This window comes from Actinoplanes sp. SE50/110, from assembly GCF_900119315.1.
Lineage (GTDB): Bacteria > Actinomycetota > Actinomycetes > Mycobacteriales > Micromonosporaceae > Actinoplanes.
This window is the reverse complement of sequence record NZ_LT827010.1, coordinates 6,373,900-6,397,089: the sequence shown is the minus strand read 5'-3', so window position 1 is coordinate 6,397,089 and position 23,190 is coordinate 6,373,900. Positions and strand designations below refer to the sequence as shown.

Genomic DNA, 23,190 nt, shown 5'->3' with positions numbered 1-23,190 from the left:
GCTGCAGACCTCGTCCGCTTCCTTCGGCGAGATCATGACCCACCGGCACGGCCATCGCCTCGCCGACTGGATCAACACCGCAGAACAAGCAGAGCTGCCCGGCATCACCCGTTTCGTCAACGGTGTGAAATCCGACCTCGCCGCCGTCACCGCCGGCCTCAAAGCAACGTGTTCCTAGATAGGCCAAGACTTTCATTTGGGCCTAGCCAGCACGATGCCTCTGAGAGCTTTGTGCCGCCGGGCTACTCCAGCTCCAAGACGATAGCGTCCGGGAAGACGGCTGGTTCGCAGTGTCGATATGCCGTGGTCAGGGCCCTTGAGGGCAGGCCGAGCGCCGCAAGGAGCTCCTCGTGCTGAACCTCGGCCATCACGTGCGCGGAGGTGCCCTCGTTACGCAGGGCAGCGGCGATCGCGTTTAAATCGGGCACACCGACCGCGAACGAGGCGAAAGCGGCCGGATCATCGCCGGCAGGGCCCTTGGGGATTTTGAAGTCGACCGAGTGGACGACACCATCGATCATTGGGTGAAACTGGCCGTCTTCTTCCGGGACCCACTCGACCGTCATCTCCACGTCGTTGATGTATGTGTGGACGATTCCGCCGTCGCGAATCACGTAGCAGCAGAGGAGATCGGAATCGAAGACCGACATGGCCAATGCCGGACAGCTCAGGCTTACGCTTAGCCCCTCGCCGATCGAGCGGACGGGAGCTTGGTCCCACTCACTCTCCTTGGGCAGTACCGCCACCCGATGCTCGGCCAGCGGCACTACGACTCCGACGACCCCGGCGTCGCACAGCGCATCCACGGTCGCGTCGAAATCAGCGGCGACCAGTAATGTCTGGTATGTCGATCCCATTGCGCCACATGATAGCCGATCGTCAGGAAACTTAGTCCCGCCGAGGTGTAGCCGACGGCGATTGCACCGGACATACATATGGCCCGCTCGGACTCTGAAAAGGGGCGGGAACCAACAAGGGCACCCGAACCGACTCGGTCCTTATCGGCGCATCGATGAACACGGAACCAAACTAATGAGAACACTACAGTACTAGTACTCCAGCAGGAGATCCGTTTCAGGGTTCCGTGAGTGCTTGGCGGGCGTAGTGGCTGGTCCTGGCGGCGGCTTGATGACGGCGGCGATAGATTGACCAGGCAATGACGTCGACGACGCGTCTGCCGGGTTCGATGACCAGAGCGTGGAACAGCCGGCGGAGTTCGTTGACGGTGATCACGATCAGGCCGTCCGGGCTCGTGGTGCTGGCCGTGGTCGCGGCGGCGAGAAATGCGTGGGCGGCGATGACCAGGGTGGTCCAGCGGTGCCAGGCTTTCCAGCGGCGGTGCTGGTGCTGATCCAGTCCGAGTCCGCTTTTGGTTGCTTGGAACGACTCCTCAATGCTCCAGCGTCTTCCGGCGACGGCGACCAGGTGGTGCAGCGCGACGAGTTGCGGTGACCAGCAGCGGTAGAACGCCAGTTCACCGGTGGTCCGGTTGCGGCGAATCAGTAGCCGGTGATGGCCTTGGTGCTGGTCAGCTGCGTGCGGCAGGGTGATGAAAGCCCAGTCGTAGTAGCGGTGGCCTTTCGCGCCGTTGCCGGCCGATATCCGCTGCCATGCGTGTTTCGGTAGTCCGGCGGCGATCTGGTCGGCCCGCTGGACGCCGAGGCCGGTCGGTGCTCGGTGTGAGCAGGCGACCGCGAGGACGTAGCCGAGCTGATGCCGGCGTAGTGCGGTGGCCAGCTGCGGGTCACCGCCGTAAGCTTCGTCGCCGGCGACCCACCGGCATGGCAGCCCGCCAGCTACTGCGGTCTCGATCAAGCGGCGTGCCAGCTCCGGTTTCGTAGCGAACGTGACGGCGCCAGGAACCCCTGCCTCTGCCCGTCGCTGAGGGTCGTCGATCCAGGATTTCGGCAGGTAGAGAGCAACGTCGACCAGGCTGTGCCCGAGTGGGGAAGCGTATGACAGGTGCACCGCGAGCTGGCAGTTCTCGATCTTCCCGGCGGTTCCGGAGTATTGCCGTTGCACGCCGACAGTGTGGGTGCCTTTCTTAAGATCGCCGGTCTCGTCGACCAGCAGCACCCCGTCCGGGTGCCCGAGACGGGCCGCCACGAAGTCGCGCACATCGGCCCGCACCAGGGCGTCGTCCCAACTGGCACGGCTGATCAGATCCTGCATCCCGCCCGGACCGTCGTCGCCGGCGTGCTCGGCAATCGTCCAGCAGTTCTTCGTCGGCAACGGTGCGAGCAGCCCGGCAACGAAGTCACGGACCCGGCGCCGGGGTTCGGGTCGGGCGAAACGTGCCTCGATCGTGTTCATCAGCTCGCTGAACAGCTCAGACCATCGTTGAGCGTCTACTCTGTAGGCGGCAGCCACCGCCGCATCTTGGGTCCACACAACCTTCAAGACTTGGCGGTGGCTGCTTGCTGTCCACGGACAAAACCACACCATCACAGCAGCTCAGAACGGATCTCCTGCTGGAGTACTAGACCGGAGTGGTGGGGCGGCAGCGAGCCTTCGAGCCACTTGGCTAGGCTGGCCTCGGCGTACGGCTCAAACGGCAGCGCCGCGTTCAGGCCGGAAGGTGCATTCACGCTCTGGAACGACGCCGTATGGCTGGGTCACGGCTTGGTGTAGCGTCGGCGTGGGAACACGCGGCTGAGCCGCGGCAGGCGCTGGCTGATCGCGGCCAGGCTGTCGGAATCCCACGGCACGCCATCCGGTCGAGGGTCGAAGGGGCGGATGTGGCCGCGGTCGAGCAGGGCGTCGTCGATGCCTTCCTCCTCCCCGGTGACGCGGTCGTAAGCGTTGGAAGCAACGCATGCCAACTGCTCCCAATGGGGCCACGCGGCGTCTTCCCATTCTCCGGGCTGGCTGCCAGCGAGTGCCTGCATAGCGGGGAGCTCGACCAGGTTGTCCGGGTGTCGGGCAGCGTGCTGCCACCAGCGCCGGCCTTGACCGATGAGCCAGGTTTGGAAGTACCAGAAGCTGTCGCCGCTGCACAGGCCGTCCATGATCTGGTTTGCGGCGGCCCACATGTCGTAGGTGTCGATAGGGCGCCGAGCGGCATCCAGGTGGATCTGGAAGTCGACGACGTGAGTGAGGGCGATGCGGCTCAGCCGATCTTCCAGCCAAAGCGCTCGCCGGTTTGGATCAGATTCGGCGTCGGCCGACCGTTCCACGAAGCGCCAGAAATCTGCCACATCCACGACGCGAGACTTTATGTGACCGTCGGGACGAACGGCGCCCTAAGTTCCGCCACCAGCCGGAAAGAAGGAGATGACGATGGCAGCGTCGACCACGCAGCGCCCGGCGGCGCTGCCCCATCCCGCTGCCACGCTCAGCCATCGCCGCGACCGTCTCCGCCGGCCAGACCTGGATGGTCTGGGACGACCACGACCCGGCTGCCACCATCACCCTCACCGCCTACGTGGACGTCGACTCGCTCTGGAAACCCGACCGTGACCCCGAGGCACTCTGGTATCCCGAAGACGATCCGGCCGACGCGCTCTACGCCGCCAAGATGATGGCGCCGCTGAACCGGTCAGGATCGCGCCTTGGCAGCGAGATGCTCGACTGGGCAGCCGGGCGCGCCTGGGACGCCGGACTCACCTGGCTCCGATTCGACGCCTGGACCACCAACCCCCGCCTACACGCCTACTACGTAGGCCTCGGGTTCCGGCACGTCCGTACCATCGCAAGCCGCGTCTCCGGCGCCTGCTTCCGGCGCCCGAGCCAGCCTTACCACGGCTATCTCAAGACCGACGGCGAATAGCCGTGGTGCCTTCGCGGCAGGAGCCTGCAATGCCTCGCGGGCTATAAGGCAGCAGCAGACCGCAGGGCAGGGCAACTGGGAAAGATCAGCAGTCGGGGCACTCCACCAGGGCACATGGCCGGTCTCGGAGCCGGACGCGTCAACGCAGCAGCAGGATCAGGGCCAAGGCGATGGTCGGTACGACGACCAGCGTGGTCCACAGGGTGACTCGGATGCCCCGCCGGTGGGCCAGGTAGGTGGTGAGTCGGGCGGTGAGCTGCTGGTGGGCGATGAGGTCGTCGGCATGTGGTGCGCGCTCGGGTGGCAGCAGGGGCTGGGCTTCGGGTGCGGTGAGCAGCAGGCCGATGGCCGCCTCGAGGTCGCGGGCGTATAGCTGGGCTACCCGGATTTTCGCGAGACGCCGGTCCCCAACGGTAGGTCCAACTCTCGTACGCGGCGGCCCTCTGTTCGACGGCTTTCGGGTGGTCGGCGAGCGCCCTTCGCGAGCACCACACGGGAGCAGCTGGTCCCCTGCTGAGTAGCAGCGCACTAGGTTCGTTGGTGGCGCATCGGAAGATCGAAAGTAGAAATTTCCGGAGTTGCGGCAACCTTCCCGGAGCTCCAAAGCGTAGGTAGTAGTCGTGGATTTGGGGCTGATGGCGTGGGGGCTGATGATGTGGGGGGCTGATGCGCGATCGCGAGGATAGCGAGGTGACAGCCTTCGTGCGAGCGCGTTACGGATCGCTGCTCCGGACCGCGTTCCTACTGTGCGGCGACCGCGGCAAGGCCGAGGATCTGGTTCAGACGACGTTGGCGAAGACCGTTGTGGCCTGGTCCAGGCTGCAACGGGCGGAAAGCATCGACAACTACGTTCAGCGTGTTCTTGTCAACACCTTCGTGAGCTCTAGGCGGCGACGTTCCTGGTGGGAGCAGCCCTTAGGCCGGCTGATGGATACTGCGGCGCGCGACGAATACGTGACTGTGGAACAGCGGGACTTGCTCCGCCGGGCGCTGGATGGGCTGCCAGCACGGCAACGAGCGGCCGTTGTGCTGCGCTATTACGAGGACCTATCTGAGCAGGACACCGCCAGCGCCCTGGGATGTTCGGTGGGAACGGTCAAGAGTCTTTGCTCGAGGGGTCTGCAGGCTCTGCGCAAGCAGTGGGTTGCAGCGGAAGCGGTTACTGATCAAAAGGTGCGGAATTATGCATGACACGACGGAGTTGCGTGACGGCCTGGTAGATCTGGCCGAGCCGGTGCTACCGGTCGAGGGCTATGAGAACCAGGTCATGAGGCGAGCGGCCCGACTACGCGGACGGCGCCGAGTCGCAGCCGGGGCCGGAGCTGCCGTGTGTCTGGCGATTTTGGCAACGATGTTCCGGGTCGTTGGATTCGGCTCCACCGCCGAACTCGCGGCATCTCCGCCGGACGGCCCGTTCTTAGGTTGGTCTCCGGTGGGAGACTTAGACGTTGGTCTAGTGCGCGACGCCACTGGCGTCTGGGACCATGCCAGCTCGACGGGTCCGCATACGGCCGTCCGGGCCCTCGTCGCGATGCACAGCCCGCGCCTACATTCAGCGGTGGTCGTCCTGGAGGGATACGACAAGCAGGGAGCCGCACGGTTGGCCTTCTTCACCGGTGATTCCGGTGCGGCGGACGCCCTGCGGATGCGGGTCGACCGACCGGCGCCAGACCCGGTGAAGACGCAGGTCATCAGTCTGGTGAGCCCCCGGTTGACTGGCGCTCCGGGCGCGGCAAGTGTTGACCTCGCGGGAACCTCCGCTATTGCTGTGGCTATGCCGGGGGTTACCGCGGTGCGTGTATCGAGCACCGCGATCGACGATGAAATGACACAAGATCCGGACGGGCCCACTAGCCGCCTTGTTGTAGAGCGATTTCCGATCACTGCGACAGCGCAAACAGTGACGATTACTGGCTTCATCAAGCCGGATAGGCCCTTCGCTAAAGCGACGAAGGTTTTCGAAGTTCCCGGTGAAGATGGTGTTACCGGCGACCCGCGAGCCGTGCCTGCCCAGGTGGTCGCTAGAGGTGGCGAGCAGTTAATCGTGGCGTTCTCGACAGATCAGGCGGTTCGGAAGGGGCAGCTCGCTGTCGTAGCGGCAGGTTTGGTCGGACGGGTTGGGGCAGTAGACGCGACGCGCGGCCAAGCCACTATTGACCTGGTTACCAGTGCCGGTTTCGCAGGCCAGGTGTATACCGATATCAGCAACGTCCCGGGATCCGTGCGTGGCACTGGCGGAGGTTTGGTGATGGAAAATGTGCCGGCAGGCGGTGAGATATATCAGGATAATCGCGTCGTGATGCCGGACCCTTCCCAACAGAACAACCAGATTGGCGCTGTCACGGTTGGACGAGCGTCTGCAGAGAAGGTGGCCGGAGCCACCACGGTGAAACTCAGCCCTACAGCTGATATTGCACATATAACAACGTTGTCCATTATGACGCCGCCAGCCGGCGGCGGCCGCTAAAAAGGATGCGCGGAGGCGAGTTGCCTCCGCGCATCTCAACTATTCAGGTGACGTTCACGAATAGCGGACCCGGCCGCTACCGGAAGCCTTTGCGATGTCGCCATTGACATTTTCCGTAGAGTAATAGTAGAAGTTGATGATCGTGTTCGTCGGAACGCCCGACCAGCAGTAGGAACGCGCCACCCCGTCGGTGGGGACGGTGACATCCGAGCCGCGAAGGCCGACTTTGAATTTGTGATACGAACCTTGAGGAATATCCCACTCGGCTTCAATGTCCATGCAGACCGTCTTATGGGCAGACCTGAACTCTCGGCCGTCGTGGTCCCAGAAATGAGTGAACGTGAAGGAGAACGGAAGTGTGGCGACCGCGAAAGTCGATACTCCCGTTGTCGTTGTGGGACCGTCCTGGGTGTAGTGGTCAATCGGGCCCTCAAGCTTCGGCAGTTTCCCCATAACTGTCATAGTTACGTTCGACGGCAGCGACGCCCGCACGGCGGCATTGTTGGCCTCAATCTCAGCAGCGGTAGGTGCCGGAGGTTTCGGCGTGGCGTTGGCGGCTCCCGCCGAAGGTGCCGCCTGGGCCGGTGCTGCTAGCAGCAGCAGACCTGCGGTCGCAGCAACGGCAACGCCAGCGAGCCGCTTCGAGTGCAGATGTGACACTTAGTAACCCTCCCCGTGGGTTTCGGTGTTGTTCCGATCCTGACAACGGTCGGTCAACTGCCACAAGGGCCACAGTGATCTGTCTCTTGTGTTGCTTGTCATCGATCTCGAGGCGGGGCACCCCAGCGGAGACGTGTTAAGGCGAACGTCTCGTCGCTCGGGTGACTGGAATGTTTCCGTCGCAGGCGGGCGGTAGCGTTGTGCCGTTCCCTACTCTGATGTACGCAAGGTCGTACTAGCGTTCCTGGGTGGTGGCATGAGCGAGGTTGATCCGTCAGCCCTGATGAGCTTGGCTCAGGAGTTGCGGCGTTCGTTAGGGGATGCGGCGGAGACGCAGCGGCGGGTGTTGAGCGTCACCGGGTCTGCGACGTCGCCGGATGGGCTGGTGACGGTGGTGGTGGGTCCGCGGGGCCAGTTGGTGGATTTGCGGATTGATCCGCGGGTGTATCGGCGGCCGAATGCGGGTGCGTTGGCGGCGACGATTCTGGCGACGGCGCGGGCCGCGGTGGAGCAGGCGGTGGAGCAGACGCGGGAGTTGGTGGATGCGCGGCTGCCGAAGATCGGCGGTCTGCTGGCATCGGGTGCACAGCGTCCGCTGGGGGTGCGGGACTTGATGCGGGCCCATGACGGTGATCTGAGTCGGGTGCTGGATGCCGGTGAATGGTCGTGAGCGGCCGGTGATGCCGGGTGCGTGGCAGGCGATGACGGTGATCCATCCCGGGTCGGCAGGTCTGCGGGTGCGGTATCGGCAGGGTGTGCTGATCGATGCCGCCGGGTTTCCGGATTGGGTGTTGTATGCGCGTACGGTGGTCGAGTTGCCGGCGCCGATCGCCGAGTTGACCGGTGATGAGCACCGGGTTTTCGATGTGCTCGCGGCGAATCGGGTGATGCTGGGTGCTGATCCGCTGTGGCCGGACCTGCGGGTGGGTTTGCCTCACGCGACGGCGACGCCGCCGGGCTGGTGCTGGGCGCGGCTGCCGGTGAGTGGTGAGCGGGCACGGCGGGTGGCGTTGGTGCCGGTCGAGTTGCACGGCGCGTTCCGGCATGGCGGCGGCAGCCGTACGCTGCCGGTGGGCCGGCCGGGCTCCGGAGTACGGACCGGCGTGGCGCCGGTCGAGCGTGGTAACGGCGAAGTGGTTTCCGAGCCGATCATTGCTGAGGTGGAGGCGTTGCTCGGGTACGGCCTGCCGCCGGCGTATCGGCGTTTTCTGGCGGCGGGTAATGGTGTGGGCCCGGCCGAGCCGGCAGTGTCGGCGGTCGCGGGGATGGTGGTCGATCAGCCGCTGTTCGGTTTGGGCCGCGACGACATGCTGCAGGATCTGGGGTATGCGCCGCGGTGGCTGGGGGACCGGTTCACGGGCGAATTCCTGCCGGTCGGGTTTGTGCAGGGCGGGATCCTCGCGATACGGGTGGCTGGTCCGGATGCGGGCAGTGTGTGGTTCTTCGACGACGACGATCCGCGTGATGACGACAGTCTGGGGCCAGCGGAGATCTGCGGGCGGTTGTTGCGGCGCTGCGCCGGGGACTTCGACGAGTTCTGGGCGGGGTTGCGGCGGCCGGCTGCGGTGCTGCTGGAGGTGGTCGAGGATCTGGTGGCCGGCGGGCTGGTCCGTGAGGTGCGGCCGGAGCTTGCCGGTGCGGCGCTTCCTGAACGGATGCGTGCCGAGTGGCAGGCCGTCCCGCAGCAGCGTTCGATATCTGTCGATGATCTGATGTTGTAGGTTGCGGGGTGTGGGCGGGGCAGCGTGGGCAGCGGCGAACAGTGCTGAGCGGCGGCTGGCGCGAGCATGGGCGGATGACGACGCGGACAGGTTCGCCGACGTACTGCTCCATGCTGACCTGTTTTTGCCGGGCTTCGCCGATGACGGTGCGAGCGGGCAGCGGCTGCTGACCCGTGAGCGGGGTGGCCGGACGTTTCTGCTGGTCTACACCTCGGTGGAAGCCTTGCAGGAGGCGATTCCGGCGGTGGGCGTCGGCTGGCGGCGCACGACGTTCGCCGAGCTGGCCGGGTCGTGGCCGAACCCGGCGTGGGGACTCGCCGTCAGCCCGAACACCCCGATCGGCGCCTACCTGGACGCGGAGCAGGTGCGTCTGCTGGGCGAGGAGGTGGCCGCGGAGCCTCCGTTCGCGCCGGGTGGTGAGCGGGAGCGGGCGATGCGTGCCGCGCAGCGCGCCGGTGATGCCGAGGTCTATCTCGATCTGCTGGTCACCGCGGACGTGTTGCTGCCGCTGGCCGGTCCGGCCGGTGCGGATGATCTCGGGAAGCCGGGCTTTCCGTGGCTGGTGCAGCGCGCCGCGGGTGTGGCCACGGTGCCGCTGTTCACCTCGCGGCAGCGGTTACGGGATGTGTGGCCCGATTCGGCGGACAGGCCCGCGGTTGTCGAGGTGCCGCTGCTGTCGGTGGTGCGTGCCTGGCCCGGCGCCGCGTACCGGATGGTGGTCAACCCGGGCTCGCCGATGATCGCCGAGTTCACCGGGGCCCAAGTGCCGGATCTGTGGCGCTGGGCGCAGGAACTGGTGCTCCGTCGGACCTCAGCCTCGCAGAGCGGTTCTGAGAACGAGCCGCTCGCTGAGCAGCCGGTAGTGGCCGGGCCGCGGATGCGCCGGGTGCAGGCGCTGGTCGACCCTAGCGTGGCGTTGGGCTGGTTGGCCGCCGGTGGCGGGCGGATCAGTGCTTCGGTCGGGCCGGCTGGTGCGGTCGGGATCCTTGACGGGTATCTGGTGCGCTGGCACGAGGACGAGACTCTCGGTGCGGCAACGCGCCCGGTGGTGGAGCTGGAGCTGCCGTACGGCGCGCAGCTGGTCCGGCTGGTAGCCGGGCAGGAGATCGTGGTTGCCACCTACGATGCCGAGCTGTCGTGGTGGCGGCCGTCGATCATGAGTGTGTTGCGTGGTGAAGCGCGGTGACAGCTATCCTCCGTACTCTTGGCATGAGTCAGGCACAATGAGCTTCGATCCGGGCGGGGAGGGTTTGCGTCGATGAGTTCGTATCTGGAGTTGCCGGAGGGCACGGAAGCGGTCGCGCAGATCGGTGCCCGGTTGCGGGCGCAAGCGCAGGATTTCAAGGAGCAGGCGCGGCAGATCCTCGGTGACATCCAAGGCCTCGACCAGGGTCAGCCGTGGGGCAATGATCAGGCGGGTAAGGCGTTCGCTGAGCAGTACCACAAGCCGGTGGAAGGCGCCGGCTCGCTCGCGCTGGCCATGCAGGATCGGCTGCACGCCGCGGGTGACCTGCTCGATGAGTTGGGTGGCACGGTGGTGACCGCGATGCAGACCGTCGAGTCGGCGGATCTGACCGGCGGCGCCGACATCGCGGGCGCGGTGTGATCCGGCCGATCGGCGGGTTCTGATGGCGGGCAGTAACGGCGTCGGGTCGGTCATCGACACGGTCCTGGACGAGTTCCTGGATTTCTTCCGCGAGTGTGAGCAGTGGGTGCCGATCCTGGGCCCGGTCCTGGAGATGCTGGTCGACATTCCCGAGGGCCGGGAGCTTGAGTTGTACGACCTGGCCGACGCCTACGGCCGGGCCGCGGACCTGCACCGCCAGCACTCGCACGAGGTGCAGGCGCTGCTGGGTGACCTGACCCGCACCTGGCTGGGCGACGGCGCGGCCACCAAGACGCACGAGCGGCTGCAGAAGTATCTGGAGCAGGTGAACGCGGACGCCGATGCGTTCGGGCAGATGCAGCAGATGGTGTCCGGTGCGGCGCTCAGCGTCGAGGCCGCGAAGATGATGGACGTCGTCAACCTGGCCATGCTGGCGATGGCCACCTTCGAGGTGATCATGACGATCATCGAGACGGTGGGATTGTCGGCCATCGGTGAGGGCCTCGCGATCGCCACCTGCCGCCAAGCGATCAAAACCGCGCTCAAGGAACTCGTCGACAAACTCATCAAGCAGGGCTTCAAGGGCGCCCTGACCGCCGCTTTGAAAGCCGGTGCCTGGCGTGGGCTGCAGTTCGCGGCGTTCACTGCCGGCACCAAGCTCGGGATCATGGGCATCCAGCAGGCTGAGGGCCATGACCCGCTGTCGCATTTCGACGGGTACGAGTTCGCCGGTGAGGTCACCGACTCGTTCTTCGCCGGGTTCCTCGGCGGCCCCCTCGCGATGGGCGGCCACAACCCGCTCACCGAGGCCGGCGCGATGGCCCTCGGCCAGCTCGGCGACAACTACCTGCGCCTGTACCGCGACGACCTGTTCGACGCGCTCGGTGGCACCGACTGGGCCAAGGAACACGGCCTGTACGTCGACCGGGACAGCTTCAACCCCCTCGACGGGGTAGCGACCGCGGCCCTGTTCGGCGGGGTGCTCGGGGCCAAAGGGATGCGCGGAGGAATCCGTGACGCCGGCGCCGACCTGCGGCTACGCCTCGGCGAGAACAACGCTCTGGGAGAACTGGGCACGCCGGGTGCCGAGGCGGGCGTGGGGTCGGCCGGCGACATCGGGTCGCAAGCTGGGACACGGGCTGCTGGCGAGCCCGGGTTCGAAGCTGGCCCGCGGCCCGCAGCCGATCACGGCACCGGCGGCAGCGAGCAGACGTCGACCAGTGGCGGATCAGAGCACTCTACTGGCAGTTCGGGCGCCGACCAGCAGGCGCGCGGCGAATCAGGCGATCGTGCGAGCACCGAGCCGGGCCAGCGCAGCGAGTCGACCGGGGGCGTGCAGCAGGCGGAGCCAGGCGGCGGTCCGCAGCGGGCCGAACCAGGCACCGGTGAGCAGCGGTCCGGCTTCGGTGACACGGCGCGGGACGAGTCTCCGCAGGCGAGTGGCAAGCCAGAGCAGACTTCTGCCGGCCAGAGCGGCACGGCGGATCGCGGCGACCAGCGCGTGGTCGAACCCGATGGGGGAGGCCGCCAGGAGACCGGCCACCCGGACCGGTTCCCCGAGGCGGCCAACGACAGCGACACCGGCCGCGGCGACATGTCTGCAGGTTCGGATCGGGCCGTGCCGGAGCGCGCAGCGGATGGTTCTGACGGCGTAGCTGACCCAGGCCGGGAGGCGCAGCGGCTGGCCGGCGCTGACAACAGTCACGCTCGGGAAGTGCACGGCGACAGCCGTGAAGGCACGGCGGGGGCCGGACGCGGTGCGCCGGCCCTCCATGGAGCGCGATTCGAGGGCGCCGATGGTGGCAGGCCAGCTGAAGCCGGGGTGCCGGCGTATGGGCGGCACGCCGAGATCGGCGGCCCCCGCATTCCCGAACCAGCCGCAGTCCGATCCGCAGTCCCAGAGACCGCATTTTCCGGTGGCGAGCCGGCACGGCCGGTTGCACCGGAACCGATCGCGGCCCGGACCGCGGAGATCGGCCGGTCCGACCTGTCTACCCCCCGACCTGCCGATCTCGCACCCGGCGAAACCACGAGCCCCCGCACGGAAGGCCCGACGCCGCGAATCGCCGGTCCGGACCGGCCACCCGGCGAACCGGCCTCATCGGCGCCGGGCCGGGATCCGCGCGGCGACACAGCCGGCACGAAACCGGACGGCAGCGGCCCGGAACGACCGGCGCGCGACAACGGCAACAGCCGTACCGCGACCGGCGATGAATCCCGTGACCAGGGAGACCGGCCGTCGCAGCGAGACGACGGCCACGATGATCCCCGTCGGCGGGCGTCGGATCCGGACGGGCGGCGTTGGCGCGACTACGCGCGGCGGATCCAACGCTGGTCGGAGAACCGGGCCGCTGACCAGGCGGCGATGGACCGTGCGCTGTTCCGCCGGTTCAAGCCGGAGCAGGACGGCACCGCGCGGCTACGGCCGGAGACAGTGCAGCGGGTCCTGGACACCCCGGCCGACCGGTTGGACGGCACCGGGCAGCGGTTCAAGCAGATGGTGGAACAGCATTTCACCGATCCGGCGTTCAAGGACGGCCAGCCGGTCCGGCGCTCTGCCTCGCCCGACGACATCGCCGCCCGGCTCGGCGAGCTGCGCACTTCCCGTCCGCCCAGCCTGACTGGCCGGCTGCTGCACATCGACAAACTGCGTGACGCGCTGCCGGATTGGCCGCGCCGGCTTCCGGAGCTGGATCCGATCCACTCCGAGCATGTCATCGGCGGCGAGTATCACGGCTTCGGCCGGCCGGCGGACACCGTGTCGGTGGGCCGGGAGATCCGTGAAGCGGTGCCGGAAGTCCTCGACCGGCTGTTCAAGAACGTCGACTTCCACCGGCCCGAAGACGGCGGCCCTGACGTGCTCCGGACCGGCGACGGCCGTGACATCAAGGTCGACTTCGGCGCCGAATCGATGGACCGCAAGCACGTCGGCACCTCCGAGCGCGACAGACGCGGCGGCATGTGGCGGGTCCGGGCGAACTCGGGGACCAAACCCGAACACATCTCCACCGTGACCAGCCACGAACTCGCCGAGATCCTGCAGAAAGAGCGCTTGCGAGCGGCCGGCGAACGGTTTCCACCCAAGAAGAACATGCTCAGCCCCAAGGACACCGGCGCGCGGGAACTGAGCCCGGATGACCACGGCCGGATCGCCGAGATGCTCGACTGGCACGAACGCTCGCTGACGGGAGAAGCAGGAGCGCGCGACCGGCTGGGTGAGCTCCTCGACCACCTCGGACTGCGTGGAGACGAGTCGCGCGCTGTTGCGAGCCGCCAGGCTGTCACCGATCTTCTCGGCGATCCGTCGGCGCACCATTTCAGCGATGGTGCCGCAGCCCGGTTCAACGACCTGCTTAACGGTCCGGCACGCGATTTGCCGCCCGCACCCAGTGTGCGGACTTTCACCGAAGCTGATCTGAAGCTTCCGCCTACCGACGTTCCTCGTCCGCCATGGATGGACGAGTCCAAGACCATCCTGGTGGAGGCCCACCAGCAGACGGGCCAGTCGCTGCGATACCACGTCGTGGGGGACGCCGCGGATACCTTCCGCACTACCGACGGCACACTGCAGAAGTACGGGCACGGCCGACCCGAGTTCCTCGACGACCCGTTCCGTAAAGCGAAGGGCTGGGACGTCACCGCGGAGAAGGACAAGTTGCCGGAACTTCGACATGATCCGGCCGCTGAGCACACCGGGCAGATCGCCGGTGACAGCAAGCAGTACCACGATCTAGCAGATCCACTCGACCGTGCGGCTCGCGATCGTGCGGCGAAGATGGACGATCTGAATGCCGTCCTGGACCGCATTGAAGCGCAGACCGGGCAGCCGGCCGGCAGCCTGCGACACGTCACCGCCGACGATCTCGGACGTAGATCATTTGCCAAGACCAGATCGAGCCTGGCTCCGCTGGCCATCGAGCATCCCGAGTTGCGCTCCCGTATCGAGGCGCTGCAGGATGCGGTGGACGACTACGCCGACCTGCATCGCGACCGCGGGATGGCCTCCAACCGCGTCGGTATGATCGCCGGCCGCGAGTATGCCAAGTCGCTGGGGGTGCCGGAGGGCGACATCCACGGCGAGGTCCACGACGATCCGAAATCAGGGGAACTCGACGTCTGGGGTGTGGCCCGCGACGAACACGGCAACGCCACCAGACTCGTTGTCGTCGAAGCCAAAGGTGGCAGTGCCGGCCTCGACGGCCGGGAACGCCTCCAGCAAGGCAGCGGACCCTACCTGGAACGCGTCATGCAGCTGGACAAGAAATTCCAGCTGTTCCTCCGCGCCCATTCGGACATCGCGGCGGGACTTCGTTCCGGTGCGATCCGCGTCGAGTATTACCTGGTCAGTCAGCCGCACATGCCCAGCCGCGGCACTGTCGTGCCACCCGCCAAGGTATCGCAATTCCGGTTCCACTACCGAGACGTCGACCAGGACTTCGGCGACGACCTTAACGTGTTCGACCCGCGCAACATCGGGCCAGAACTGCCCGAATGAAGCCGGTAGGGTGGTCGATGGCGAACCAGACAGTGGTGAACGGAGGTGCCAGGATGGCAGCATGGCAAGCCCTCGATGAGGAGCAGGTGCTCCGAGCGGCACAGGAACTTCTGTCTGCCTCCAGGCTACTGGCAACTCCTGCGCAGGAGGCTGCGGCCGCGCTCGGCTGGACAGTCACCGATTTCACCCGCCGATCGGGGCTTCTCGACTCGGGATACGGCCTCGGGCCTTACAGCGCGTATTTCGCCATCGACCGGCAGGGACGTCTTGAGGAGGTGATCCTCAATATCTGTGAACGTATCCCGGGCAGCAGCCCTGAGATCGACGCCTTCAAACAGGACACTTTTGCTGCGGCCGCCAGCGTCATGACCGGTGTTTATGGCAAGCCGACCGATCTGCAGCCCGGCAAGGAACCCGAGCTGTGGTGGGATCAGGGCGAGGTCACGCTCCGTCTGATTACCACCCAGGACACCGTCGCCCTGCAGATCACCCCCACCGAGCTGCTCCAGGAAATCTGACATGGCGGGCGAGGACTGGGAGGCGTTTCGCAACGGACTGGCGCGCAGCTTGGCGGTCTTGCCCGACGGTGGTGCGTTGATCGTCCGCGATCAACAACGCACCGTGTGCTTCGTGCAATTCCTGTTCAACTACGACCACATCCGCGCTGAAGTAGCAAGCGGCTGGGATCTGACACATCAACCGAACCTGACGCCGGAAGAGTTCGCGGCGATCGAACGCATCGGCTGGTTGTCACCGGTACACGACCACACTCTTAACCATGGCCTCAACATCGCTTGGCCGGCACCGTCAGCGGAGTATCGCCGGGTGGCCGATATATCGGTGGTCACGTTGCGCGACGTTTTTCTGGTGCCCTCACCCGCTAGCCTTTGCTACCAATCGTTCATCTCTCCGGGTAACAGGCCACTATTGATGCACAGTCTGGGGATCCCGCTGCAGGAAGGGAAATCGGGTCGCTGACATGTCGTGGCCGTGTTGCAGGAAGTTTTGGGATCCGGTCGCCGGTGTCGCTCGCCTACAAAGCGTTCATCATCTCGATTGGCTGGAACGTGCCCATTTCTCGTGGGAAACTCTTTCGCGCCCTGATCTGTGGACCTGGCAACAGGCGTCCTGAGGAAGGCAAGCTGCCGCAATTGGCAGATTTTGCGTACGCTACTGCGGACATCGTCAAGCAGATCCTTAACGGGACGATCACGCTTCACTATCTACTGGTCAGTCACGGTTATGCAAATACGAACAGGAAAGTGCCGCACGCCAAGGTATACCCAGTTCATCTATGGCAATCCGGATTACCGCTAAAACGCCTTCTGCCCTCGCGGTATCGACCCACCAGCGACGTCCTGATCAGGCGCTAAGGTGCAAACCGACGACGACAACGGAGGTACGGGACAGTGGCTGACTGGCAGGCACTCGACGAAGCCGGGATACTGCAGACGGCGCAGAGGTTGTTGTCTGCCGAGCCGTGGCTGATGACGACCTCCCTCACGGACATGGCGGCCAGGTTCGGCTGGACGGTGTCGAATTTCAATCCCGACTATCCGACCCTGGGCGCGTTCATCGATGACGGCCGGGGGCTAGGCCCGGAAAGCGGCTTCGTGCGCCTCGACGAGCAGAGCCGGGTGCAGCACATTTTGCTCAGCCTTACTGAATCGGTGGCCGAGGAAGGCCCTGACGTCGATGCGTTCCTGCAGGACGTATTCGCCGATGCGACCGCAGCCCTGACGGGCGAGTTCGGGCGTCCCACGCCAACCGTGTACGGCGAGGAACCGCAGCTGTGGTGGCAGCGCCCGGCCACGATGTTCGGGCTGCTCACCGAGATCGACGCGGTCAGCCTGCAGTTGTCGCCGAACGAGCTGATGGGCGGTGAGTGGGAGTGACCGACGTGGATTGGCCGGCGTTTCGCGATGCTTTGGCACGTAGCATCGCGACCTTGCCCAACGGTGCCGCGTTGATCGTCAGCGACGCGGAACGGACGGTGTGCTACGTCCAGTTCCTGCTCGACCGGAACACCGTCACCGCCGAGGTGGCCAGCGGCCTGGATCGGTGGGACCGCCCGTTCCTCACCGAGGAGGAGACGGCGACAGTGGAACAGATCGGCTGGCTGCCCCCGGACAATCCGGTGGTCAACCATGGAGTGAAGCTGACCTGGCCGACCCGTTCAGCCGAGTGCCGCCGGGTGGCCGACATGTCGGTGGCCGCCCTCCGCGACGTCTTCGAGATCCCGTCGCCCGCCAACCTTCGGTACAAGGCCTTCAAGGTCGCGGGCGGCGCCGGCGTGCCGATGCCGAAGCTCGGCATCCCCGCCCGCAAAGACCAACCGCCAGCGACACGGTGAGTCGGTCCGGTTCGGCGGCGGGCAATAGTTGCACGCTGAGGGCGAGTAAGGCCGCGGGGCCGGCTCCGGTGAGCTGCTGCCTCCCTGTGAAGGGTGGTCCACGGTGATCCGTCCGGGCAAGATCAGCTATCTGGTGGTGCAAGCCTCGGAAACCGGCGGTATCGAGGTTACCGGCTACCTGACTGATGAAACCGTGTTGGACCGGGCGACCATTCAGATGGCCGGATCGCAGTGACAGGAGGCTTTTCCGTGACCTACCGGGTGATCGACGGCCAGGCGCTGAAAGACATGCTGGTTGTCATCCGCGAGACCGACTGGGACTGGTCGGCCACGGCCACGCCCGGCCTGCTTGCGCAGCTAGGCTGGGATGTCATCGAGGAACTTCCTGGCAAAGGGTTGGAAGCAGAGACCCATCTGGGAGTTGAGCCCAGCACCGTGGTGCTGGGATTCGTCGACGGGAAAGTGGACACCCTGATGGTGTCGCTGACCGATCTGCTTCCCGCGCAGGAAACTGCCCTGCGGCAGGATGCGTTCGCCGGCTGTGTCTCGCAGGCCACCGGCATCCTCGGCGCACCGACGGATCGCCGCCCGGGTGTATCGCCTTCGGCCAGCTGGCGAGGTCCGATCGCCACCGTCGAAATCCGAAAGGTCGACAGCGGCGTCTACCTGACCTGGACCCATAACGCCTTCGCCGACCTCGTACGGTCTGTCGAGGAGGACTAACCGGTGGAGACGACCGACTGGGGCACCCTCACCGATGAGCTCGTGCAGCACATGTTCGAGATGGCTGAAGGTGATGTGCTGATCCTCAGCTACGGTGCGCACTACGTGCAGATGAAGCAGGGACCGCGGTGGCTGTCCATCGAAGCGGTCGCCAACGAATTCTTGCCCGATGAAGTCAGATTGGACGAGGCGGGGCAGCGACGGTTGACCGAACTCGGCTGGGCAGCCCCCGACCCGCCTGCCAGTTACAACTGGCACCAGGACACCGCATTCCCTATCCGCTCGGACGAAGCACGCCGGCTCGCTACGATGATGGCCGTCACGCTGGATGAAGTCTTTCGGGTAACCCATCCCGCCGAACTGAGCCGCGACGAATTTAACGTCCGCACCGTTTGACGCGGCCGCGTCAATGACGATCCGAATTCCTGTGAACTCGGCATTCGAGGCGCGAGCCGGAACGTCACGGAAACGCCGTCCTAATCGTGGTAAAGGCCAAGGGTGGCATCGTCGGCACCGGCGGCCGCGGCCGCCTGCAGCAGGGCAGCGCACTGTACCTGGAACTGACCATGCGACTCGACGCGAAGTTCCAGGCGTTTCTCCGGGACAACCCGGTGATCGCCGAAAATATCCGCATCGGTGTCATTAAGGTCGAGTACTACCTGGTGAGCCAAGGTTATGCGGAGGCGAGCGGTGTCCCGGACGCCAAGGTATACCGGTTCATGTTCGACGGCGTCGACCCGGGCAATGTCTTCGAACCTGGCAACCCCGACGTTCCCCGGGCACGGTCAATGCGTCGGTAGGGTAGCTCAGGCGGCATGACGGAGGTAGGAATGGTTCAGTGGCGGGAGGTTGACGAAGCCACGGTGTTGCGGGTGGCACAGACGCTGCTGTCGTTGGAACCGCTACTGCTATCCGCTTCGGTCCAGGAGGTGGCGGCCAAGGCCGGCTGGACGGTGACCCGTTTCGACCCGGAACGGCCGAACAGGAGCGCGTTCCTGGACACCGGATACGGCTTCGGTTCCAGAAGTGCCTTCTTCAAGACTGACGCCAGCGGCAAGGTGACATCCATCCTGGTGAGCGTGACCGAGGAAGTGGCCGGGGGCGGCATGGCAGCCGACGAGTACAAGCTGGACGCCTTCGCCGTCGCAGCCTCCGCACTGACCAGTGCTTTCGGGAAACCGGACCGACCCCGGCCCGGCGAAGAACCACAGCTGTGGTGGCAACGGGACACGACGTGGTTCGGTCTGATCACCGAACACGACGGCGTCAGCCTGCAACTGACCCCCGCCGAACGGATGGTGGGTGAGTGGTCGTGACCGGTCTCGACTGGCAGACGTTCCGGGACGGCCTGGTACGCAGCATCGCGTCTCTGCCCAACAGTGGTGCGCTGATCGTCGGTGACGAGGAACGTACGGAGTGTTTCGTGCAGTTCATGCTCGACTACGACCATGTCGTCGCTGAGGTAGCCAGCGGCATGGACCCGTGGGACCGGCCGAACCTTACGGAGCATGAGGCGGCCGCGTTGGAGAAGCTCGGTTGGTTACCGCCCCCGGAGCTGCAGGAGCATTGCAACCACGGGGTGAAGATCGCCTGGCCGGCGCCTTCGGCGGAGTACCGGCGGGTTGCTGACATGTCCGTGGCTGCCCTGCGGGACGTCTTCGGGATTCCTTCACCGGACTCGCTGGTCTACAAAGCGTTCGTCGTCAGTGCAACAGGCGACCCCCTGCAAATGCCCCGCCTCGGAATCCCATACCGGCCCGACTGGCGTTCCTGAGCCTCGCGGCGGCCGCCCCTTGACAAGGGAGCCGGTTCATGGGCGGGAGTCGTCTTCGCTGTAGGTGGCGCCATGGACACGGCCCAGGCGTAAGCCGCACCCAGCCGTGCTATGGACCCCGAAGTCCTTCACGATCTGCTCCACCGTCACGCCAGGGTCCCGGTCACGGGCCACCCGCACGACGTCATCGCGGAACTCCCGGGGTAGGGCTTGGGCACAGCAACATCGAGCAATAGTCAAGATTTCTTATCCACAAGTCTTGACTATTGCTCGTGGCTGGCTCGTGGCTGGAACGTCCCGGCACACTGTCATGGATCGGCGTGCGTTCCGGCAGCGGCTCATGCATCTTCTGATGCTGCGCATGCGCGTTGCCGCCATGTGAGCTGCAATAGCGCCTACAGCAGCAGCGAGCACCCAGTCTAGGACTCGACCCTCGGCGGGGTGCCAACCTTCGGTAATCCGCCGCCACTGAACGGCCCGGGCGCCAGCACGGCTGCCGTGTACCCCTCGAGTGCGGCCGGATACGCCTCGATGAATCAGCGCGGACCATGCCACCAGTAGCACGCATCCGGCACCACCATGGCCCGGAGGGCGTGATCGGCAGACCCTAGATCACAGCAGGCACGTTGAGGTCGCGCGGGAAATCAGAGCCATTTCGCAAGAGGTAATTGCTACGTCTGCCCTGTTATGAGCCGTATGGTGACGACTACCGCTGCACGCGCGCTGCAAGCTCACGCATCACGAAAGAGGAGAGCATGTCGAACCAGCAGCCGCCCGCCATAAACCGGGACTTGGTGACGACCCTGACCGCGGCCGCGCTGGCCGCCGCCGCACCGGAAGAGCTGACGATCCTCAATGAGATCGCCGAGGAGTACTTCGCCGACCCGGACGCGGTCCTCAATCCTCGCCGACGGGATGAAGCAGTAGGCTTCGGCGTCGATCTGGCACTACTTGCTCCTTATGCTCTGGCCATCGCGACACCCGTGGTGCACTTCCTCATCGAGACGGCCTCCAGTGAGATGCAGAACGCCGCGAGGCCGTTGGTCGCCCAGACGGTGCGCCGTCTGTTGCGCCGTTCCGCAGGCGAAATGGACGCACCCAGCGCGACGCCCTTGAACTCTCAACAGGCCCGACGGGTACGGGAGATCGCATACGACCGGGCACGGCAGCTCGACCTACCGGAAGCCCAGTGTGTCGTGCTGGCCGACGCGATCGCCGGTGCCATCCTGGTGTCCGCGTGAGCGATCCAGACGCGCCCTCGTCGACCGGCGATAGCCCGACCCGGCCCAACGGGCCCCGTCCCAACGTGCTCGCCTGCCCTTCGCCCACCACCGCACGTTTCATCCTGCTCGTGGTGGCGACGTTGGCGACCGGCCTATTCGTCGGGGTGTTCGTACACAACATGGTGCTCGGCGACCGGTGGCAACGCGAGGTTGTTGCTTGCGCCTCCGGGCTGCCCTATGCCGAGGCCGAGGGAGCCGATGTCCTAACCACCTGGCAGGCTTGGGCCGAATGCACGGCCGACGCCGAGCATCGACGCGCGATCTTCGCCTTCGCCGGCTTGGCCGTCGCCGCAGTCGCTGCCTTTGTAATCTTCAAACGCTCTCCCCGCCGCCTGGAGCGCCGCCGCCGGCTGCGCCCGGCCGACGAGAGGTTCGCCGCGGCGCGGCAACGATTCACCGAGCTGTCCCACGCCGCTGGGCTGACCCGGCCGCCGACGCTGATGATCGGCCCCGCGACGCAGCGGGACGCTTTCAGTTACGGACTTCCCGGCAGCCAGCGGGTGGTTATGCCGGTGGCCGCGCTCATCCGACCCCAGTGTCCCGAGTTCACTGCCCTGGCGGCACATGAACTCGCCCATGTGGCCCGCCGGGACGTCACCGTGGCGTGGGCTGCCAAGTCGATCGGATACGCCGTTGCCCCGCTGCTACTGGTCCCCGCTCTCCTTGCCGTATTGACGGGTGAGCTGTCGCTACTAACCGACTACGTCTGGCGCGCTGTCCTGCTGGGTGCGGTAGTTACGCTCACCCGTGCAGCAATTCTGCGGTCCCGCGAACACGACGCCGACCTACTTGCCGCCCGTATGGGAAGCAGCGTCCCCGAACTTTCGGCCGTGCTGGCCCAGATGCCCGACATGAGAAGCCGGCACCTGCGCCACCTGATCGCCAACCACCCGTACGCCCACCGCCGGATCGCCGTGCTCGACAACCCGGCCAGCATCGCTCGGGCAAGCTTCGTGGACGCCGCAGCGGCCGCCTTCCTCGCCGGTCTGATGCCTTACCTCATCGACCTTGTCGTCGTCCCGCTCTTGACCGGCACAGCCGGCGTCGGCGTTACTGACCTGGTCGCCGCCGCGGTAATGGGACCGTTGGTCGGCGCGACGATAGGGCTCGCGTCCTGGCGTGCTTGCCTGGTAAGCCGAGTCTCCGGTGCTGCTGTCCATCGGGGACCGGTGGCCGCCGGCGTCCTTGTCGGCTTTCTGCTCGGCGAAGCGGCATCGCTCGCACAGTACGGTCCGGGCGGGTACCACCCACATCCCAGCCCGCTACTCCTGTCCGTGACAGCGCTGTCCGCCGTGGGGGCGACGGTGGCCACAGTTGGCTTGGGAGAGCTGTGGGCGGACGCCGCCGGCCGGTTACCCAGCGCCCGCAGTTTTTGGCTGACCGCGGTCCTGGTGCCGGGCCTACTCTTCACGGCAACGCTCTGGGCGGCGATGAAGGTGCAAAAGAGTCTTGAGTGGGGTGGCTGGGGCATGGCGAGCCTCACGCTGACAGACTATTTTGCACGCCCCACCATGGTCGTAGGGACACTGGTACTCGCTCTGGCCGCTGCCTGGCCGATATGGTTGGCACGGCGCGACACGGTGACCCCGGCATGGTTGCTGGAGTCCGGCACAGGGCGCTCCTGGCCCGCTACCGACCGCCCGGCCGCCCGCTTCACCGTCATAGCCGGGTTGCTGGCTGGGACCTGTGGCGCGGCCGTCATCGCCGTGTTCCGGGCGCTGGCGGGCGCGGCCGCAGACGACGCTCAGGCGGCCCAACGCCTATACAGCTACGTCTTTCTCGCGGGCGCCGTCGCAGCCGCCGCGACGATCACAGTGGAGTGCTTCTGGCCGGGCCGGGGTGCCGGAGCTGCGCTGATCTCCGCTCCGGTCGCAGCGGTTACTGCGATGGCTGGCCTCGTCGTGATCAACACACTTCTCGGTGGCACCTTGACATGGACCTTCGCGTACGACATCGGCAGACAACCGATCGGTCTTGCACTGTTGAGTCAGACATTCGCGCTCAGCATCGTGGCGTTCCTGCCCAGAGGACGCCGCACTTCGCGCAGAATCGGGCTGGCCGCCATTGTCGTGGTGGCCACACTCGCCATTCTCGCAGCATCAGCTGTGATTACCGCGCGCGACGTGCTCGTACCGATAGCCGCGAAATCTATCGCAAGCGGCGAACCCCGCCCTTTAGACGAGGACGTGGCATGTGGGTCGTGCCGGGTCATCGGTCCAGTGACCGGCCACGCCAATCGGCAGTACTGGTGAGGTTTGGCGGTCAGCCCGGATGTCCTACGCCGTACGGGCATAACCTGCTGGTAGGACAGCATCGCTCGCGAGGAATCTCCGCGGTTG

At 65.9% G+C, this 23,190-nt stretch carries 26 protein-coding genes; 21 read left to right on the top strand and 5 right to left on the bottom strand.

Translation table 11 applies throughout. From position 1 onward, the window contains the following. Nucleotides 1-34: 34 nt before the first annotated feature. Complete coding sequence (locus tag ACSP50_RS42420; RefSeq protein WP_155123653.1) at nt 35-178, top strand: hypothetical protein; 144 nt, start codon at nt 35-37, stop codon at nt 176-178. A gap of 64 nt (nt 179-242) precedes the next feature. Here ACSP50_RS42420 and ACSP50_RS28770 read toward each other — a convergent pair whose 3' ends face one another. The 3 genes from ACSP50_RS28770 to ACSP50_RS28760 form a co-directional block, all read right to left on the bottom strand. Continuing rightward, nucleotides 243-857, bottom strand: coding sequence for a hypothetical protein (locus tag ACSP50_RS28770; protein WP_014692827.1), 615 nt, complete (start codon nt 855-857; stop codon nt 243-245). Between the two features lie 217 nt (nt 858-1,074). Continuing rightward, nucleotides 1,075-2,313: an IS701 family transposase gene (locus ACSP50_RS28765; protein WP_014692826.1), complete on the bottom strand. Its 1,239-nt coding sequence runs from the start codon at nt 2,311-2,313 to the stop codon at nt 1,075-1,077. Between the two features lie 302 nt (nt 2,314-2,615). After that, nucleotides 2,616-3,203: a DUF4240 domain-containing protein gene (locus ACSP50_RS28760; protein WP_014692825.1), complete on the bottom strand. Its 588-nt coding sequence runs from the start codon at nt 3,201-3,203 to the stop codon at nt 2,616-2,618. 170 nt (nt 3,204-3,373) lie between these two features. Here ACSP50_RS28760 and ACSP50_RS28755 point away from each other — a divergent pair, with 170 nt between their 5' ends. Further along, nucleotides 3,374-3,769 carry an N-acetyltransferase GCN5 gene (locus tag ACSP50_RS28755; RefSeq protein ID WP_014692824.1) on the top strand — a complete coding sequence of 132 codons (396 nt, stop codon included), beginning with the start codon at nt 3,374-3,376 and terminating at the stop codon, nt 3,767-3,769. A 139-nt stretch (nt 3,770-3,908) separates the two neighbouring features. On the opposite strand, the gene ACSP50_RS42415 is transcribed toward ACSP50_RS28755, so the two are convergent. Continuing rightward, the gene (locus ACSP50_RS42415; RefSeq protein ID WP_155123652.1) at nt 3,909-4,298 is read right to left on the bottom strand and encodes a hypothetical protein; all 390 of its coding nucleotides are present in this window, start codon (nt 4,296-4,298) and stop codon (nt 3,909-3,911) included. 137 nt (nt 4,299-4,435) lie between these two features. Here ACSP50_RS42415 and ACSP50_RS28750 point away from each other — a divergent pair, with 137 nt between their 5' ends. After that, the gene (locus tag ACSP50_RS28750) at nt 4,436-4,960 is read left to right on the top strand and encodes a SigE family RNA polymerase sigma factor (RefSeq protein WP_014692823.1); all 525 of its coding nucleotides are present in this window, start codon (nt 4,436-4,438) and stop codon (nt 4,958-4,960) included. 367 nt (nt 4,961-5,327) lie between these two features. Continuing rightward, on the top strand, nt 5,328-6,236 hold the full coding sequence (locus tag ACSP50_RS28745) for an RNA polymerase subunit sigma-70 (protein WP_231956739.1): 909 nt from the start codon (nt 5,328-5,330) through the stop codon (nt 6,234-6,236). A gap of 54 nt (nt 6,237-6,290) precedes the next feature. On the opposite strand, the gene ACSP50_RS28740 is transcribed toward ACSP50_RS28745, so the two are convergent. Then, entirely contained in the window at nt 6,291-6,896 is a 606-nt protein-coding gene (locus ACSP50_RS28740) for a hypothetical protein (protein ID WP_014692821.1), read from the bottom strand. Nucleotides 6,897-7,152: 256 nt separating this feature from the next. Between ACSP50_RS28740 and ACSP50_RS28735 the strand changes: the two genes are divergently transcribed. From ACSP50_RS28735 to ACSP50_RS28655, 17 genes are all read left to right on the top strand, one after another. Continuing rightward, the gene (locus ACSP50_RS28735; protein WP_014692820.1) at nt 7,153-7,566 is read left to right on the top strand and encodes a YbaB/EbfC family nucleoid-associated protein; all 414 of its coding nucleotides are present in this window, start codon (nt 7,153-7,155) and stop codon (nt 7,564-7,566) included. A 31-nt stretch (nt 7,567-7,597) separates the two neighbouring features. Further along, nucleotides 7,598-8,617, top strand: a complete 1,020-nt coding sequence (locus ACSP50_RS28730; RefSeq protein ID WP_155123749.1) for an SMI1/KNR4 family protein — start codon at nt 7,598-7,600, stop codon at nt 8,615-8,617. A 10-nt stretch (nt 8,618-8,627) separates the two neighbouring features. Continuing rightward, a complete protein-coding gene (locus ACSP50_RS28725; protein ID WP_014692818.1) occupies nt 8,628-9,803 on the top strand; it encodes an SseB family protein in 1,176 nt (391 codons plus the stop codon). 72 nt (nt 9,804-9,875) lie between these two features. After that, a complete protein-coding gene (locus ACSP50_RS28720; RefSeq protein ID WP_014692817.1) occupies nt 9,876-10,223 on the top strand; it encodes a hypothetical protein in 348 nt (115 codons plus the stop codon). Between the two features lie 22 nt (nt 10,224-10,245). Then, nucleotides 10,246-14,718 carry a hypothetical protein gene (locus ACSP50_RS28715; protein WP_014692816.1) on the top strand — a complete coding sequence of 1,491 codons (4,473 nt, stop codon included), beginning with the start codon at nt 10,246-10,248 and terminating at the stop codon, nt 14,716-14,718. A 53-nt stretch (nt 14,719-14,771) separates the two neighbouring features. Further along, nucleotides 14,772-15,236: a DUF6301 family protein gene (locus ACSP50_RS28710; RefSeq protein ID WP_014692815.1), complete on the top strand. Its 465-nt coding sequence runs from the start codon at nt 14,772-14,774 to the stop codon at nt 15,234-15,236. A gap of 1 nt (nt 15,237) precedes the next feature. Next, nucleotides 15,238-15,696, top strand: a complete 459-nt coding sequence (locus ACSP50_RS28705) for a hypothetical protein (protein ID WP_014692814.1) — start codon at nt 15,238-15,240, stop codon at nt 15,694-15,696. 431 nt (nt 15,697-16,127) lie between these two features. Then, the gene (locus tag ACSP50_RS28700) at nt 16,128-16,613 is read left to right on the top strand and encodes a DUF6301 family protein (RefSeq protein ID WP_014692813.1); all 486 of its coding nucleotides are present in this window, start codon (nt 16,128-16,130) and stop codon (nt 16,611-16,613) included. 53 nt (nt 16,614-16,666) lie between these two features. Beyond that, entirely contained in the window at nt 16,667-17,071 is a 405-nt protein-coding gene (locus ACSP50_RS28695; RefSeq protein WP_043512371.1) for a hypothetical protein, read from the top strand. A gap of 103 nt (nt 17,072-17,174) precedes the next feature. Beyond that, nucleotides 17,175-17,306 (top strand): hypothetical protein, encoded by a 132-nt coding sequence (locus ACSP50_RS44685; protein WP_014692811.1) that lies wholly within the window; start codon nt 17,175-17,177, stop codon nt 17,304-17,306. Between the two features lie 14 nt (nt 17,307-17,320). Further along, nucleotides 17,321-17,794 (top strand): DUF6301 family protein, encoded by a 474-nt coding sequence (locus ACSP50_RS28690; RefSeq protein WP_014692810.1) that lies wholly within the window; start codon nt 17,321-17,323, stop codon nt 17,792-17,794. Nucleotides 17,795-17,797: 3 nt separating this feature from the next. After that, a complete protein-coding gene (locus tag ACSP50_RS28685; protein ID WP_014692809.1) occupies nt 17,798-18,190 on the top strand; it encodes a hypothetical protein in 393 nt (130 codons plus the stop codon). A gap of 86 nt (nt 18,191-18,276) precedes the next feature. Beyond that, the gene (locus tag ACSP50_RS28680) at nt 18,277-18,594 is read left to right on the top strand and encodes a hypothetical protein (RefSeq protein WP_014692808.1); all 318 of its coding nucleotides are present in this window, start codon (nt 18,277-18,279) and stop codon (nt 18,592-18,594) included. Nucleotides 18,595-18,666: 72 nt separating this feature from the next. Beyond that, complete coding sequence (locus ACSP50_RS28675) at nt 18,667-19,110, top strand: DUF6301 family protein (protein ID WP_231956738.1); 444 nt, start codon at nt 18,667-18,669, stop codon at nt 19,108-19,110. After that, nucleotides 19,107-19,568, top strand: coding sequence for a hypothetical protein (locus ACSP50_RS28670; protein ID WP_099344182.1), 462 nt, complete (start codon nt 19,107-19,109; stop codon nt 19,566-19,568). The genes ACSP50_RS28675 and ACSP50_RS28670 overlap by 4 nt, the downstream gene beginning before the upstream one ends. Nucleotides 19,569-20,323: 755 nt before the next feature. After that, complete coding sequence (locus ACSP50_RS28660) at nt 20,324-20,809, top strand: hypothetical protein (protein WP_014692805.1); 486 nt, start codon at nt 20,324-20,326, stop codon at nt 20,807-20,809. Then, nucleotides 20,806-23,103, top strand: a complete 2,298-nt coding sequence (locus ACSP50_RS28655) for a M48 family metalloprotease (RefSeq protein WP_014692804.1) — start codon at nt 20,806-20,808, stop codon at nt 23,101-23,103. The genes ACSP50_RS28660 and ACSP50_RS28655 overlap by 4 nt, the downstream gene beginning before the upstream one ends. Nucleotides 23,104-23,190: the final 87 nt, after the last annotated feature.